Origin of the sequence: Fontibacillus panacisegetis, from assembly GCF_900102215.1 — a bacterium.
Classification (GTDB): Bacteria; Bacillota; Bacilli; order Paenibacillales; family Paenibacillaceae; genus Fontibacillus; species Fontibacillus panacisegetis.
In genome coordinates this window covers 1-16,377 of record NZ_FNBG01000007.1, presented here as the reverse complement: position 1 = coordinate 16,377, position 16,377 = coordinate 1, and the positions used below count along the sequence as shown (strand labels likewise).

Annotated in this window: 11 protein-coding genes; 10 read left to right on the top strand and 1 reads right to left on the bottom strand. The window is 42.7% G+C overall.

The window, feature by feature from the left end; all coding sequences use genetic code 11:
- Positions 1-7: 7 nt before the first annotated feature.
- The 6 genes from BLS49_RS08170 (at position 8) to BLS49_RS08145 (ending at position 9,849) form a co-directional block, all read left to right on the top strand.
- On the top strand, positions 8-1,018 hold the full coding sequence (locus BLS49_RS08170; protein WP_091228479.1) for a LacI family DNA-binding transcriptional regulator: 1,011 nt from the start codon (positions 8-10) through the stop codon (positions 1,016-1,018).
- A 68-nt stretch (positions 1,019-1,086) separates the two neighbouring features.
- Entirely contained in the window at positions 1,087-4,311 is a 3,225-nt protein-coding gene (locus BLS49_RS08165) for a cellobiose phosphorylase (RefSeq protein WP_091228255.1), read from the top strand.
- A 412-nt stretch (positions 4,312-4,723) separates the two neighbouring features.
- Positions 4,724-5,998, top strand: coding sequence for an S-layer homology domain-containing protein (locus tag BLS49_RS08160; protein ID WP_091228253.1), 1,275 nt, complete (start codon positions 4,724-4,726; stop codon positions 5,996-5,998).
- Positions 5,999-6,401: 403 nt separating this feature from the next.
- Positions 6,402-6,878, top strand: coding sequence for a glutathione peroxidase (locus BLS49_RS08155; protein ID WP_091228251.1), 477 nt, complete (start codon positions 6,402-6,404; stop codon positions 6,876-6,878).
- Between the two features lie 42 nt (positions 6,879-6,920).
- On the top strand, positions 6,921-7,370 hold the full coding sequence (locus tag BLS49_RS08150) for a MarR family winged helix-turn-helix transcriptional regulator (protein ID WP_091228249.1): 450 nt from the start codon (positions 6,921-6,923) through the stop codon (positions 7,368-7,370).
- Between the two features lie 187 nt (positions 7,371-7,557).
- Positions 7,558-9,849, top strand: coding sequence for an outer membrane protein assembly factor BamB family protein (locus BLS49_RS08145; RefSeq protein ID WP_091228247.1), 2,292 nt, complete (start codon positions 7,558-7,560; stop codon positions 9,847-9,849).
- A gap of 20 nt (positions 9,850-9,869) precedes the next feature.
- Here BLS49_RS08145 and BLS49_RS08140 read toward each other — a convergent pair whose 3' ends face one another.
- Positions 9,870-10,460 (bottom strand): GNAT family N-acetyltransferase, encoded by a 591-nt coding sequence (locus tag BLS49_RS08140; RefSeq protein WP_091228245.1) that lies wholly within the window; start codon positions 10,458-10,460, stop codon positions 9,870-9,872.
- Positions 10,461-10,590: 130 nt separating this feature from the next.
- Here BLS49_RS08140 and BLS49_RS08135 point away from each other — a divergent pair, with 130 nt between their 5' ends.
- From BLS49_RS08135 to BLS49_RS08120, 4 genes are all read left to right on the top strand, one after another.
- Positions 10,591-11,310: a response regulator transcription factor gene (locus tag BLS49_RS08135; RefSeq protein ID WP_091228243.1), complete on the top strand. Its 720-nt coding sequence runs from the start codon at positions 10,591-10,593 to the stop codon at positions 11,308-11,310.
- Between the two features lie 29 nt (positions 11,311-11,339).
- Positions 11,340-12,821: a sensor histidine kinase gene (locus tag BLS49_RS08130; RefSeq protein ID WP_175471349.1), complete on the top strand. Its 1,482-nt coding sequence runs from the start codon at positions 11,340-11,342 to the stop codon at positions 12,819-12,821.
- Positions 12,822-12,915: 94 nt separating this feature from the next.
- Positions 12,916-13,680 (top strand): ABC transporter ATP-binding protein, encoded by a 765-nt coding sequence (locus BLS49_RS08125; RefSeq protein ID WP_091228238.1) that lies wholly within the window; start codon positions 12,916-12,918, stop codon positions 13,678-13,680.
- Between the two features lie 4 nt (positions 13,681-13,684).
- The gene (locus tag BLS49_RS08120; RefSeq protein WP_091228236.1) at positions 13,685-16,093 is read left to right on the top strand and encodes an ABC transporter permease; all 2,409 of its coding nucleotides are present in this window, start codon (positions 13,685-13,687) and stop codon (positions 16,091-16,093) included.
- Positions 16,094-16,377 lie beyond the last annotated feature (284 nt).

Genomic DNA, 16,377 nt, shown 5'->3' with positions numbered 1-16,377 from the left:
GTACGAATTGGTTACGATTTATGATATTGCTAAAGCCACAGGATTATCACCGACCACCGTGTCGAAGGTTTTTAATCAATATTCAGATGTAAGTGAGAAAACAAGGCGTAAAATATTGGAGGCATCTGAGCAAATGGGGTATATACCTAATGCTCAAGCTCGGACACTGACGACAAAACGTTCCTGGATGATTGGGGTGCTGTACATCGAGTCTTCCGGTGCTGGTCTTCTCCATCCTTACTTTGGTGGCGTTATTGAGGGGTTTAAAAAGGTAGCTACTTCAAAGGGCTACGATCTAATGTTCATTTCCAAGCACATCGGCGGGAAAAAGGGCGGATATTTAGAGCATTGTAAATTACGTGGAATTGACGGAGTTGTCGTTGTACTGCCGGATTACACGGACCCTTATTTCAAGGAGCTTCTGGATTCGGAGATTCCATGTGTATTGCTGGATCAGGAAAGTGATCTTAAGAGTACAATTAGCTCTAACAATATGGATGGCAGCAAGCAGGCTGTTGATTATTTGTACGGACTAGGACATCGGAGCATCGCTCATATAAGCGGGGGAACTACATATGCAGGTGAACAGCGTCTTCAAGGTTATCTAAAGGCGATGGAGCAGCTTGGCTTGACTGTTCTGCCGGAGCATATTATTCAAGGAAGTTATGATTACACGGTAGAAAGCGGTCAAAAGGCGATGGAGCAGCTTTTAGCTCTGGAACATTTGCCGACAGCTGTTTTTGTAGCGGGAGATAACCTTGCGGTCGGGGCTATGCTGGCTATGAAAAAACACGGATTAAATGTGCCTGAAGATATGTCGATCGTCGGTTATGATGATATTGAGATGGCAAAATATTTAACTCCTGCATTGACAACTATTCGACAAAATACATATGCACTTGGCAGCAGGGCGGCCGACATGTTAATCTGTTCAATAGAAGGTGGATCTGAAGCGAGACCTCAAACTGATCAAATTGCAGTTGAACTAGTGGTTCGAGGATCATGCCGAGAGGTGTAAGCAGCGGCTTGACCTCTGTTTTTTTCAACAAATTCGAAACCGGTTTCGATATAAGGGGGATAAGCGTTATGGCAAAATATTTTTTCGAAAACAACACATTTGTTATTGAGGGGTATGATCAAGCTAAAACTTTTTCCAGCTTTTTGCCTGGATTAGCAGGTCTCAAAGGAATTCCAATGTGGACTTTTTATGTGAATAGGGGTCAAGGGATTTGCAGCTTCGGGATCGGAGACAAGAACAATCCGATTATGGAGTTTTCTCCGGCTAACATGGCATATCAAAAGGTTGAATTGCAAGGATTTCGGACCTTTATCAAAACTGGAGGATGTTTATACGAGCCCTTTCAGAGCGGACCAGCTGATTCTGCTATAAAGCGTACTATGCGGATTTCGCCAAATGAATTATGTGTAGAGGAACTAAATCCATCGGTTGGTTTAAAGACAAAAGTAACTTATTTTCATATTCCGAATGACGACTATGCTGCACTTGTCAGAAAGGTAGAAATCGAGAATATTTCTTCATCGAGCGAGGCACAAGCTCTAGAAGTGCTTGATGGATTGCCGGAAATTTTACCGTATGGAGTGGAAAATGCAGCGTACAAGGATATCGGTAATTTGCTGCGCAGTTGGATGGAGGTCGACAATTTGGAGAACGGAATTCCTTATTATCGTCTTCGTTCCAGCATTCATGATGAGGCTGAAGTAAGCGAAGTGAAGAAGGGGCATTTTTACTTATCCTTCGATCGTGACGGTGCTCGAATTCAGCCTATCACAGATTTCGAGGTCGTTTTTGGAGAGAATACTTCGCTCAGTTATCCTGAAGGATTTGCTAATCTTTCATGGTCTGAGCTGGCGGCTAAACCACAATATTGCACAAATAAAGTGCCTTGCGGCTTTAGCGGGGTGCAGGCTGAGCTGAAATCAGGCGAGTCGACAACGATTTATACGCTAGTAGGGCATATTGACAGTGTGGAGCGCCTAAACAGCAAAGCCTCCTTGATTGCTTCTCCAGTCTACATTGAGCAGAAACAACAAGAAGCCTGTCAGCTAATAGAGCAGCTCACAGAGGATATTGCTACCAAGACAGGGCTTCCGTTATTTGATGCTTATTCCAAACAGAGCTATATGGACAATTTTCTGCGGGGCGGATATCCGTTTATTTTTGACAATGGAAAAGAGGACGGCTACGTTCTTCATTTGTATTCTCGCAAGCATGGTGATTTGGAGCGGGATTATAACTTTTTCTCGATCGCACCGGAATATTATTCGCAAGGGAACGGTAATTTCCGCGATGCCAATCAGAACCGGAGAAATGATATTTTCTTCAATCCACGTGTAGGTACGTTTAATATTGTGACCTTTTTTAGCCTGATTCAGGCCGATGGTTATAACCCGCTTGGTGTGGCGGGAACGAGTTTTAAAGTCCCCGAGAGCAGCGCTGCGGAATTAACGAAGCTGCTTGCTCAAGCGGCACCGGATGCTCAGGCTGAACTGGAAACAATTTGTCGCAGCAAATTTACACTGGGTAAAATTTTCTCCTTTATGGCAGAACGCGGTATTTCATTGAATATGAGTGAGGAGCAGTTTTTAACTGGCATTTTAAGTTTGGCTGATCAGCAAATCGAAGCTTCGTTTAATGAGGGCTACTGGTCGGATCACTGGACCTATAATATGGATTTGATCGATAGTTACCTGAATATTTTCCCTGATCGTAAACAGCAATTATTGTTCGATGAGAAGTCGTATATGTTCTTTGATAGCCCGGCCAGAGTGCTGCCAAGAAGCGAGAAATATGTCCTCAGTGGAGATCAGGCACGGCAGTTTGGCTCTCTTGTGCATGATAAAGAGAAGATGCAGAAATTCGGGATTACGCTGAACAGTACCAATTGGCTGAAAACAGGTTATGGGGCAGGAGAAGTATATCGTACGCATCTTTTCGGGAAGCTGGTATCCCTCTCATTAATTAAGTTCGCGACACTTGATCCATATGGCATGGGAATCGAAATGGAAGGCAACAAACCAGGCTGGAACGATGCGATGAATGGACTTCCCGGATTGTTTGGTTCAGGGATGAGTGAGACGTTTGAGTTAAAAAGAATGATCAGCTTCATGTTAGAAGTGATGGATGAGTATGGAGCTGTGGAAGTAGCGATTCCGAAAGAAATCGTGACTTTGCTGGAGACGGTGAAGGAACTGCTAGAGAGCAATTTAAATAATCAGCTCTCAGCATTTGATTATTGGGATGCCGTGGCGACGGCCAGAGAGCATTACCGTGAGGAGATTCGTCACGGGATAAGTGGTACGGAGACAGCGTTGGCGTTGTCGGAATTGTCAGCCTTGTATCGCCAAATGGTTCGTAAAATCGATCAAGGGATTGCTCAGGCGATTTCGCTCGGCAAAGGATTAACACCAACATATTTTGCGTTTGAAGCAGTGGAATTTGATCCAGTCGTTAATGAGCAGGGAGAACCGGAAATAAGCGGATATGGACTGCCTAAGGTACGCGTGAAAAAATTCGAGGTTCGTCCGCTTCCGCATTTCCTCGAAGGTCCGGCACGCTGGATGAAGACGCTGGACAATCATGAAGATGCAAAGGCTGCATATGCCACCATTCGGAGCAGTGAGCTGTACGATACTAAACTCAATATGTATAAAACATCGATCAGCATCAATGAAGAATCGATGGAAACCGGACGTATTCGCGCATTTACACCGGGCTGGCTGGAGCGTGAATCTATTTTTTTGCATATGAGTTACAAGTATTTGCTCTCTTTGTTGAGTACTGGTCTGAAGCACGAATTCTTTAATGAGATCAAAACTTCACTTGTTCCGTTCCTTGACCCAGCTGTGTATGGACGGAGTACGCTCGAGAACTCATCATTTATCGCTTCCAGTGTGAATCCTGATCCTAAGCTGCATGGTAGAGGATTCGTTGCTCGGTTAAGCGGCTCAACATCGGAATTTATTAGCATGTGGATTATGATGATGGCTGGCAAGCATGTGTTTAATATGAAGGATGGCAAATTGGAGCTTGCATTCGATCCGTCCCTGCCAGGCTGGCTGTTTAATGAGCAGGGCGAAATTGCTTTTAAATTCCTCGGTAGCACAGAGGTTGTATATCATAATCCTGTTAACAAGGACACTTATGGGCCGAACAAGGCAGAGGTTAAGTCCATGACGGTTCATAAAAAAGACGGACAAATGCTCGAAATCAACGCTTCTGCTATAACAGGAGAACTAGCCGAAGATGTACGAAATGGATTGATTCAACGAATTGACATTATTTTAGCTTAATAAAAAATATAGATAATCGCATTATATTTAGTACTAAAGTGACATTCTGATGGGTATCGTCAGGATGTCACTTTTTAATTGTTAAAATATTTAATGCGGAGTATTTACCTTATAATTGGAATAAAGGGTGTGAATGTCAATTATTAGGTATCTAATTAGGCATAAGGTTGCGATATGTCTGCCTTAATAGAACAGGGAATGAGTCCAGTAGATCAATTTTGAAGCGTAGCTACTATGTGTTTTGTGCTTATTTACTGCAGTCGTTTGACCTATTCACAATACTCCTCAATTATGGTTTTCTGGATAGTGGTAGCGGATTCTATGTCGAATTTTGGATGCAGTAGATCCCCTGCTTCTCGCTCCAGATTCATGCTTTTTGGCGCAAGTTTATATTAATTCAGGAGGCTCTACAATGATAGGACAGATGAAATCACGTATATTGGCAGGTAACGTTGCCATTTGGCTGACGATTGGCTTGCTAACTAGTCTGATAGGAGGGGGAATACCTCCTTTATCTGTGTCTGCTGCCCAGACTCAGAGTCCTGTATTTAAGGATATCGGAGGACATTGGGCACAGGATGAGATTGAGGAGATGGTGAAGCAAGGGATTTTGGACGGATACCCGGATGGCAGTTTTCGACCCAATGAGCCAGTGAAGGTGGATCAATTCATCAAAATGCTCATTCTATCATATAGTGAGCAGCATCCTAATCAGGAGCGCAGCTGGCGGGGGGCATTTCTTGAATCTCTAACAGATGAGAACCGCACTATTTTGAAGCAGGATTATCGGTATTTTAGTTTTAAGCCAGCTATGTCAGGATATTGGGCAAAACCATTTATAGACGTGGCGAGTGACCTGAACTTTTTGAACAAAAGCAGGTATAGTGATTTTCAGATGGACATGACACGCGAAAATGTTGCTGAAGTTCTCTTCTATACTTTGCAAGAAACGGAGTTTCTTGAAGATGAGCAGTTTAGCCGCTCTGTGGCGCAATCCTATGGCGATTTAACAAGCGCTAATGACAGAGAGCAGAAATTTATTTCTGAATCCTTGATCAAAGGCATTATGCAAGGTTATCCAGATGGTAAATTTGGTGTGGGACAGTATGTAACTCGGGCAGAATCGCTAGTCATTTTGAATCGTCTTATTGATAAAACCAAACGGATTCCGATTCAGGCAGAAGCCGAGAAGCTTCAGCGTGTTGTACCGACAGTAGGCGGAGGACAAAGAATCGTAGTGTTCCCGGACAAGCAGATGTGGAATGCATACGATGCTTTATTGCAAGCAGGAAAGCTTCGCGGCACGAATTATGATCTATTAGATACGACGCTCAGACTCTTTAAGGATGAGAAGGAGAAGAAGGCAGTTCAACAGGGAGCTGCGGGAGATAATGCAGAAGAAACTTCTATTTGGCTCGATCCTACATATAACACTTATGGCATTACAGTTCGGCTGCGCGAAGGAACGTTGGCTCGTAATCAGGAGCCGATCGAGCTTTTTGCAAATCAATTGTTTACTTATGATGCCACCGTGTTCCTCCGCTGGTTCAACTCCATATGTACTGAGGTAGAAGCAGGCAGACCTCTGGCTTCATCCAAGCAAGCCACCGTCGGGGAATATACGGTAAATGTACTGATCGATAATACAGCCAAAACCGTTATTTTTTCTACAGCGACTAAAAAATAATGAGAGTAAAAATCTGCAATCTTGCGAGATTGCGGATTTTTGTTTTTTCGTTGGTCAGTTAACGAGTATGTGGACATGAGAGACCTTATATGAGCTCAAACGTAACAATTTCGACAGATTTTTGGCAAATAAAAGTACTGGTGTCCGTTAGTTGCTCAAATCAGCTCTAGCGTTCAAATAGATGAATAAGCATCTAAAGTGACGTAGAAAAAGTCGGTGGAGCGGCAAACGGGAGCATGAGCGTCAGATTTACTACCAGTTAGTCAAAATATAAACGATGATCTGTCCTTGTTTGTTTCTGTATGATGAGTATTTTGTGTGAGGGGGTTAGAGAGAACTTGTTATTTTCAAATAAATCGTGTACGATATATCGTATACGATTTATTTTTGAGGAGGTAAGATAATGAGTACGGTATATGATTTTCAGGTTAAAATGACAAATGGACAGCAAAAGTCGTTGAGGGAATATGAAGGTAAACCCTTAATCATTGTGAATACGGCAAGTAAATGTGGATTAACGCCACAGTTTGGTGGGCTTGAGGAGCTATATAGCAAGTATAAAGAACAAGGTCTGGTCATTCTGGGCTTCCCATGTGACCAGTTCAACAATCAGGAATATGATGATATTGAGGAAACTACTCAGTTCTGTCAATTAAATTATGGCGTAACGTTCCCGATTTTCGCTAAAATAGATGTGAACGGTGACAATGAGGATGCGTTATTTACATTTGTTAAACAACAGCAGAAAGGGATATTATCAAGTCGCATCAAATGGAATTTCACTAAATTTCTGATTGACCGTAAAGGGAATGTTGTGAAGAGATATGCGCCAACAGTCGCACCTAATAAAATAGAAGATGATTTAGCCAAACTGCTGTAATTTTGATGAAATAAACGACGAACAACGAACAAGGAGATCACTGTGGAAGATTTTTTGACGCTAAAAAAACAGCTGTGCTTTACCATATATCAAACATCGAGCGAGTTTAACAAATTATATGCCAGCGTGCTTCAGCCTTTTGGATTAACCTACCCGCAATATTTGGTGCTGCTTGCACTATGGGAACAGGATGGCATAACCCTCAAGGAGCTTGGGGAGAAATTGGATCTTGGCACAGGCACATTGACTCCAATGATTACACGGATGGAGAGTAACGGCTGGCTAAGGAGAAGACGTTCCGATACTGATGAGCGAAAGGTTCACATCCATTTAGAGCAGAAGTCGTTCGATGAACAACAGAGTATTACGAAATCGATTAGTGAAGAAATACTATCCTGCGATATTGGGCTCGAAGAATACGTAGGGTTGATGTCGCAATTGAATGAGCTGCAGAGTAAGCTGAAGCTTCGCAAGCAGGGTCAGAATCAGTGATTTCATAAATTCAATATATTTGTTCTTGTATAGGCCAGCTATGGATAAATGATAAACCATACTGGTCTTTTTGTATTTTATAGGGAGTTTGGAGGTTACATGGTAACTTTTCTCAGTGTCTAACGTCTAATGATTATGTGTCTGAAATGAAGTAAGCAAGATTCTTCAGAAAAAGGGGTAACCTGCTATGAGCCGCTCGAACATTAAAAACATTCTTTTCAGGATTTTATGCAGTGCAGCAATGGTGTTCAGCTTGATCGCTCTTTCTCCTTCAGGAGTCAAGGGGGCTGGTCAAGCAATAGAGAAGTCATTAGATTATACTTCTGCACCTGTTTTTGCTGCTGAACATGAAACATTGATAACCTTACCCAAAAAAGGAGATCTAATTACGCTGCGACATTATACTCCTCTCTTTCAGGAACGATTGTCTGCTCAAAGTGATTTACATAAGCTTCAAGTTCTGCATTACGGCCAACAAGCTGAGGAATTTAAGGTCAGATCGACGTCAACCGAAATGGTCTCTGTCAACACGCCTGATCGGGGGATACTTTGGATTCCGCTTTGGTATTTATCAGAACGATCCAATGGGATGGTGGACATAGCTCCCCAATATGTGAATTTGAAGAAGCAAGCCAGAATGAAGCTGACTCCTACCAGTTCACTTAAGTGGCAGGCAGATGGGAGCTTGCCTGATCTGCGTCTGATTGCGATTGCTAAGTGGAGCGATTGGTATGGAGTGATCATCAATCCGGCGAAATGGCATGATGAATATTCAATATATTATCCTGTGCTGCTCTGGGTAAGGGATAAGGATATTGAAAAAATAGAAGCAGTACCGAATCAACTTCTGTCACCAAACTCAACTGTCCCTACTGAGGACGTAAGGGGAATTGCTGATTTGCTTCTGCAGAGAACCAATAGGGACATCGACACTGCAAATGTACTAAAATGGTTAGGGCCTCCTGTAGTTCGGGAAATATCCGCCAATTTGCAGAATGTCGTTGGGGAACCTATGGTGTTAGGCGAAACATGGAGATATGAGCGTACTGATGCCCAGTTCACCATTACATTTTCCTCGGAAGGAAAGCTTGCGCGGACGAAGTGGGTTTTACCTGGTGAAGGCCGCCCGATGATGAATTTATATAGCGGTGAAGATTATGCTTTTTCTAATGATTATGTAGTAACCCCTTTAGCTCCCACGCTGAAAATAGAACCAGACTGGCGCAATCAGGGAGATTTAGACTATACCTATCTAGTGGGGGCAAATGAGAAAGTATTGCTCATTAAAGGGGATGATGGAGGTTACAGTGGAATGCATCATGATTCATCATTGTATGCATTGGATCGAGTGAACGGAGATAAGCTGTGGCAAATCGATGCTGGATTTGGCGGCTTAACCGCCTATATGGAGCCTTCAAGCAATTATGTAACAATTTTTACGGCATACAACCCTCACGCCAAAAAATATGAGAACAGCATACAGAGAATTCGGTTAACCGACGGAAAAGTGATGTGGGAACTCAAGCCTGCAAGTGAGAGCGAAATAGCTATGCTGGCTGCTAATCGTTCAATTATTTTGTGGGACAAGATGAAGCTGACGGTGCTTGATGCTGAGACCGGACGTGAAAAATGGAGTATGGGGACAGATAAAGATGCCAGAGTGATTAATCAGGGTACGGGAGATCCGTATGTTTTGATTCGGGATAACAAGTGGCTTCGCGCTTATGATCCTGATAACGGAATGGAAAACTGGAAGCTGGAGATAAAAGAAGCAGTAATGGAAGATCCGTCGGACTATCCTTATTATGCGGCTGGACTAAGAATCGACCCTTTTAAAGAGCAAAGCTCTAAACGGTGGATTTTGGTGGGGCAACAGTGGCTGCTTCTTGATATCAGGAATGGGCACACAATCACAGAGTATCCTGCTTCCCCTAAGGAACAGTTCGAAGTGCTTGATTCTAAACAACGGTATCTACTAGTACAGCGCTCATTAGATAATGAGAGTTACTGGGGAGCTTCTCTTTATGAAACTATATTATATGATTCAGTTGAAGAGCGAGAGTTATGGAGGCTGGATGGAAAAGGCGCTAAGGGAAGTATTGATGGGGATGTACTCTTTTTAACCGTTGATGGTATACCGACAGCAGTAAAGCTTGATACCGGATCTGAATTATGGACAATGTCCAATGCTGCCTCTAAGGCTGCTGATTTATCTTCTTTTGCTGCCAGCAGTTTTATCGTGTTAGAGCAGGATCTTTTGTATCCTTATGGTCATGATTTGCTGGTTATTCATAAACGGGATGGTGAGGTACGCGGGCGGATTCAAAATATGAGAATGGGATATGCAGAGCTTCGCGAGCAATATACACGAAACGGAACGTTAAATGTATCTGGCGAAGAACTGTATTCAGGCTCGGCAAATGGAGGGTTTTCGCGATTTAGTATTGCTAATGTAGAGAAGTGGCAGGAGCAGCGTTAGTCTGCTCCTGTTGTAGCTCATTAAAACTCTATTCCTCTTACTTTGGAAAATACCATCGTACTACAGAGCGCGCCATCGACATCACATACCTCATTGCGAATAATCCCTTCTAGCGTAAATCCGGAACGCTCGGCGACCTGAGCACTCCGTTGATTGCGAGAATCACAACGGATTTCAATACGATTGGCCTCCAGATGCTCAATGGCGAACTTCGTAATCGCTGCAACAGCTTCTGTCATGTATCCTTGCTTGGTGCAGGATGTACGCAGCCAGTAGCCGATTTCAAATTTACGAGCCTTCCAATCAATACGGTGAAGCCCTCCGCTACCTATGAACTGGCCTGAATCTTTATTGATAAAATGCAGTCTCAAGTCCTTATGCTCTAAAAAATCCAACTTAGCTCGCCGCACGTTTATTTCAGAGGCTTGAACAGATGGAACCTCCTGCGCCCAAGGCATCCAGGGACGTAATTCTTTAATACTCTCAGCGATAGCTTCATTGAGCAGGACCCCATCTCCAAAGAGAGGTGCGCGTATGAACAATCGATCACTCTCAAAACTCTCAGGTACAGACAAAAGAATCGGGTCTTGATGATTGGATTCTTTTTGCATGATAACCCCACCTTTTCTGAAAATATTTCAAACCAACATAACATGGATTGTATTGTCTTTTCAATATGTAATGATATCGATACAATGGTAAAAATGAGATTTACACTAATGAACGTATTGGAGAACCGGAATGAAAACCAATCAGGAACGGCAACGGAAAATTGTCATTATTGAAGATGAAAAAGATATGGCTCGGATCATGCAGGACTACATCAAGGTGAACGGATATGAAGTATATGTGGCAAATTCCGGACTGGATGGAATGAATCTGATTGAGATGACGGAACCGGATTTTATCATTTTAGACATTATGCTGCCGGATGCTGATGGAATTGAGCTATGTCAACAGATTCGTGAGAAGCATGATACGCCGATTCTCATTCTGAGTGCGCGAGGCAGTGATACGGATAAGGTGCTTGGATTAGGGTTTGGAGCTGACGATTACATGACCAAGCCGTTTTCGCCGAGTGAGCTAGTTGCAAGAATAAATGCTCATTTGCGGAGAGAAGAGCGAAGTAAGAATAGAGCCGTTCGTCAGGATGAGGTGTTGCAATTCGGTGAGCTTGTTATAGATCAGAAGGCATATCAGGTTAGTCTGAGAGGGCGGGAAATTTCGTTGTCAGCTAAGGAATTTCAGCTGTTATTCTGCTTGGCAAGCAATTACAATCAGGTGTTCTCAAAAAGTGTACTGCTAGATAAAATATGGGGCTATGACGTGTATGGAGATGAGAATACGATAACGGTGTATGTGCGTAGATTGCGGGAGAAGCTGGAGGATGACCCGGCGACTCCTCGATATATTAAGACAGTATGGGGCGTTGGATACAAGTTTAGTAATGGCGAATCGTAACCGGAATCGGGGTAAGGATCACGATGAACATGAAACAATGGATGAATAAATGGGTGATTACCCTCCTGGTTAGTGTATTGATTTTGTCTGGCTGCGGGTTGTACTTGTTAATCGAACGCAGCAATCGCAACCATAGCCTGCTTGAGAACAAATCTGCATCGTCAGCAATGAACCAGGCTCGTCTTTTGGCGAGCGAGACTATGACTTACTTGGAGCAGCATCATTACTCTATCGAAGAGCATTCGGACCAACTGCAGCGGATGTGCTCTGAGCAGAACCTGAATCTGCTGTTGGTGGATTTAAAGGGAAATGTGATTTTTAACAGCGATTCTGAACATCCTCAATCTGTTATAGATATCAAAACAACTATTTACTACGATCATTATCCAACCACAAACAATTCTAGCGAGCTCAAATTTGTTTTTCCAGTAACAGATATGGCTTCAGGCCAACAGGTTGCAAACGCGATTTTTACTGTACCGGAAAAGTTTTTGAATATACCAAAAGACTCTACGACTACGTATATTTTTACTATGGCTATAATCATATCTATTCTTATCGTATTTATGCTGGTGATATTGTTTAGACGGAAAATGCAGCAGGAAATGATTACTCCTGTTCAGCAGCTAAAGCGACATGCAGAGGTTATCCTGAAAGGTGATTATGAACAAAGGGTAGAGTATGTGCATGGCGGTGAAATGGGTGAGCTCTATTCTATGTTTGATCAAATGAGAATGGAGATTATGGATCTTAATCAGCGCAGGGATGCTGGAGAGAAGGCTCATAAAGAGCTGATCTCGAACATTTCTCACGATCTGAAGACACCATTAGCTACAATCAGAGCCTATATCGAGGCGGTTCGAGACGGAGTGTGTCCCGATATGGATACATTAATGGAATACATACAGGTTATGCATGCGCAGAGTGATAAGATGACCGCATTGATTGATGATTTGTTTGTACATGCGATACGGGAGCTGGGGCAGATTACCGTTAGATTGACAGAGCAGTACAGTAGACCGTTATTTACACAAATACTAACCCCGATAGGACATTTCGTAGCTACACGAGGTGTGATATATGAAGGACCTGATGAAGTTCCAGATGTATTAATTAAGGCAGATGCGGCCAGAATCGAACAAGTCGTTATGAATCTAGTAACGAATGCACTGAAGCATACTTCAGCGGGTGACCGGATTTCTATACATATTGAGCAGATAATTGAACTTGGGCCAGAATATAGCGGGATGCAAAAGAATAGTAACATGCTGAGGATTGCCGTTGCTGATACGGGAGAAGGGATTCTTCCTAAGGATATCCCGTTTATTTTTGAACGATATTATCAAGGACAATCGGACAAACCACATACCTTGGGTGAGAAAAGAAGTAATGGCTCCGGGCTAGGATTATCCATTTGCAAAACGATTGTTGAAGCTCATAACGGGAATATTTCTTTTCATAGCAGCAAGAATCAAGGGACAACATTTTATTTTACAATCCCGGTTCATTAGCAGTAATAATTTATTCATATTTAGATAAGAACCTGATAATATCTGCTCTCTACAATGAGTAATAACAAGCAGAATGAAGGGGGCGGCAGAAGGGATGAAATCTACAAAAAGAGCCATTATCAGAGCTTCAAATTTATGCAGAACATATAGCAGCGGCAGCGAGCAATTTCATGCTATTCGCAATGTAAATCTTGATATCTATGAAGGGGATTTTACCGTCATCATGGGTAACTCAGGCTCTGGAAAGTCTACGCTGCTATACATGCTTAGTGGTTTGGATCGTGTTTCGGTGGGGGAAGTCTATTTTGATGATCAGAGAATTGATGAAAATAACGAAAAGGAAATGGCGAATTTCAGGGCGAGAAGGATAGGTTATATTTATCAGAGTATTAATCTGGTTCCTGATCTCACCATCTATGAGAATATTGCACTTCCAGGTTATATAGCTGGCAGTTCAACGAAAGAAGTTACAAAGAAGGCGACTGACCTAATAAAAGCAATGGATCTTGAGGGGCAGCAGTTCCGCCTTCCATCACAAACTTCAGGTGGTCAGCAGCAGCGTGCTGCAATTGCGAGAGCATTGATCAATTCCCCTGAGGTTATTTTTGCTGACGAGCCAACAGGAAGCTTGAATTATGATCAAGGGGTCGCGGTGCTTGATATTTTAACTGAATTGAACCGGAACGGACAGTCCGTTGTAATGGTTACGCATGATATTAAAGCGGCATGCAGGGCGGATCGATTGATTGTGATCCGTGACGGCAAAGTGAATGGGGAGCTTCATTTCAATAAATATGATGAACAAGATGTGCCCTCCAGAGAAGCAGTCATCTTTTCTCTAGTGTCAGGAAAGGGGTAAGAGGATGAAAGCAGTCTGGATGCTTTGCTGGTCTTTTTTGAGAAAGAAGAAGCTGCAAAATGGCTTGATCTCCATCCTCATTATGCTTGCGACGCTTCTGCTTACCACAGCGGTTTTGGTGATCGTCAACACGGGAAATATTTATTCAGAGATGCATAAAAAGACTAATGGTGCTCATCAGATTTTGACGATGGGCGAGAAGTATCATGACCCCGTGAAGGTCCATGAATGGTGGAATCATCATGAAGAGGTGCAGGCATCGGAGCTGATGTCTTATCGCAATCTGTCGGGTATTTTTTTCGAAGGGAAAGAGATAGCTAACCAGTTTTTGTTCATGATGAAGACCGGTGTTCAGCCGACGGCAGTTGATGAGTTAACATTTGCTGAGGGTGTTGAGACACAATTACCTCAGGAGGGAACGGTATGGATATCAACTTCACTTGCTTATTCGAAGGGGATTTCTGTCGGAGACAACCTTGGCTTCAAGACGGGCGATCACGACATTAAGTTAACTGTATCGGCTATCGTTATCGATCTTTCTTTCGGAGCACCGTTCTCAACGAACTCTCGAATTTGGATGAATCCGGAGGATTATGATGAGGAGTTCGCCTCACTGTCCGGTAAAGATCAATACATGATGGGGCTTAGATTTGATAATTATGATAACAACACAGCAATATGGAATGAGTTTGAACAGTATTTAGGAACCCCTTATTTAGAGACAAAAAGAGAGTTTGAAGATTTATCTGCGTTCTACCTGATTATTAATAAAATTATCGGATTTGTGATGGTTTTTTTGGGTGTCGTTATGATGCTTGTTGCCTTGTCTACAATTGGGTTTACGATATCTGATACGATCATTGCCAATTATAGATCGATTGGTGTGTTTAAATCTCTTGGATTGTCGTCTGCAAGAACGATTTCCACTTATATTATCCAGTATGCTATTGTTACCATTGTGTCCATCGTGCCGGGTGTTCTGGTCAGTTTTCTTTTATCGGGAATCATTGTGGGCAGCTCCATGACGTACTTGAAAAGTGAAACTTCGTGGATACCGGAAGGCGGCATACCTATTGGTTGGAGTGTTGGTAATTTTATCATTATACTCGTGCTTTTGTTCGTGTGGTTGTATGCGAACAGAACGCGTAATATTGAACCCGTTCAAGCGATCCGTTATGGAATGTCGGAGGAGGACAACAGCAAGTGGACAAGACGACTTCATTCCTCGCGTCGCAGCTCACGACTAGGGCTAGGGCGTCTGCCCATTATTCTAGTTATCGCATGGCGCAATATCCGGAAGAATCGCAGAGGCTCTATCGTAATGCTTACTTTGACGACCATTACCTCATCCGTATTAGTTCTCGGTTATGTATTGCTTAGCAGCGTTATGAATACAGGTCAGACCGCACCGCAATGGGGGTATGATGATTCGCATGCAGCGGCAACAATATTTAACAAATCTGAATTCTCCGAAGAGAATTTTAACCGAGATTTGTTGGCCGATTCCAGGGTAGAAACTATTGGATGGATTGGAGAAAAGATAGGTGTATTACCTTTGGAGCAAAGTCATCAGCAAGGTGGTTATTCTTCGCTGAACATTTATGTAAGTGTTCTGAGGGGGAGTTATGATACGTTCGGATTTTCTGTGCTGGAGGGTCGCAATCCGCGTAATCGAAATGAAATAGCTCTGGGGATGAATGTTGCTCGCAGATTGGGTGTAGTTCCTGGTGATGTGACGGACGTTTATTTGGATGGAAAGAAGCGGACTCTGATGGTAAGTGGCATTTATCAGGCAATAGCGAATATGTCATATTCTGCACGAATCACTGCCGATGTGGTGACATCAAATCCTTCGGATTACAGTGATGCGGATATAGTCCTTATTAATCTGCATGAGAAGTCAGAAGTAGACACACTAGTTCAGGAATTGAATGAGAAGTACAAGAAATCGTTGACAGTCGTTACACAGCAGACTTTGCTCGATTCCGTCTATAGCGAAGCAACCTCTGTATTAATGCTGCCGTTCATCATCATGGGATTGCTTTTTAGTGTAGTCACTTTTCTGATCATTTATAGCATTTGCCGTATTGAGATTCGTAAAGAGAGCAAGACGTATGGTATCTATAAGTCTTTAGGTTTAACCTCAAGAAAGATCAGATGGTCTATTACGCTTGGAATTGTTATTTTGTCTTTGATGGGTGCGTGTGTTGGTGCCATATGCGGAGTGTTTGTGCTCCCTCTTATTTTAGAGAACATTTTGACTGCTTACGGAATCAAGGAGCTGCCTCTTGTTTTTGGCGGGGGAGGTATTCTAGCTGTCATGTTCATAAGTATACTATCGGCTACGTTCGGTTCATGGCTATCCTCTAAAATAATTGGTAACACCTCTCCAAGAATTCTCGTTGTGGAATAATACATTTGCACCTATTCTGTTATGCAAAATGTGTATTTGGCTTGGCATGGCGGAAATGTGATGCCAGCTATATAAAAATCAAGAGGCTGTCCCAAAAGTGATCTAAGATAACTTTGAGGGACTTCTTGTTTAGCAGTGGACAGGCAAGATATCAGGAAAAGGATGCAAAAATGCAGTTTTTTAAAAGTAGTCTTGAAAGGATGAACAAAAGCCTGCAAAAATGCAGGAATATGGTTCAGAATAGACTAGTTTGAAGAGAATCCTTAGAGAAAGCCTGTACATTT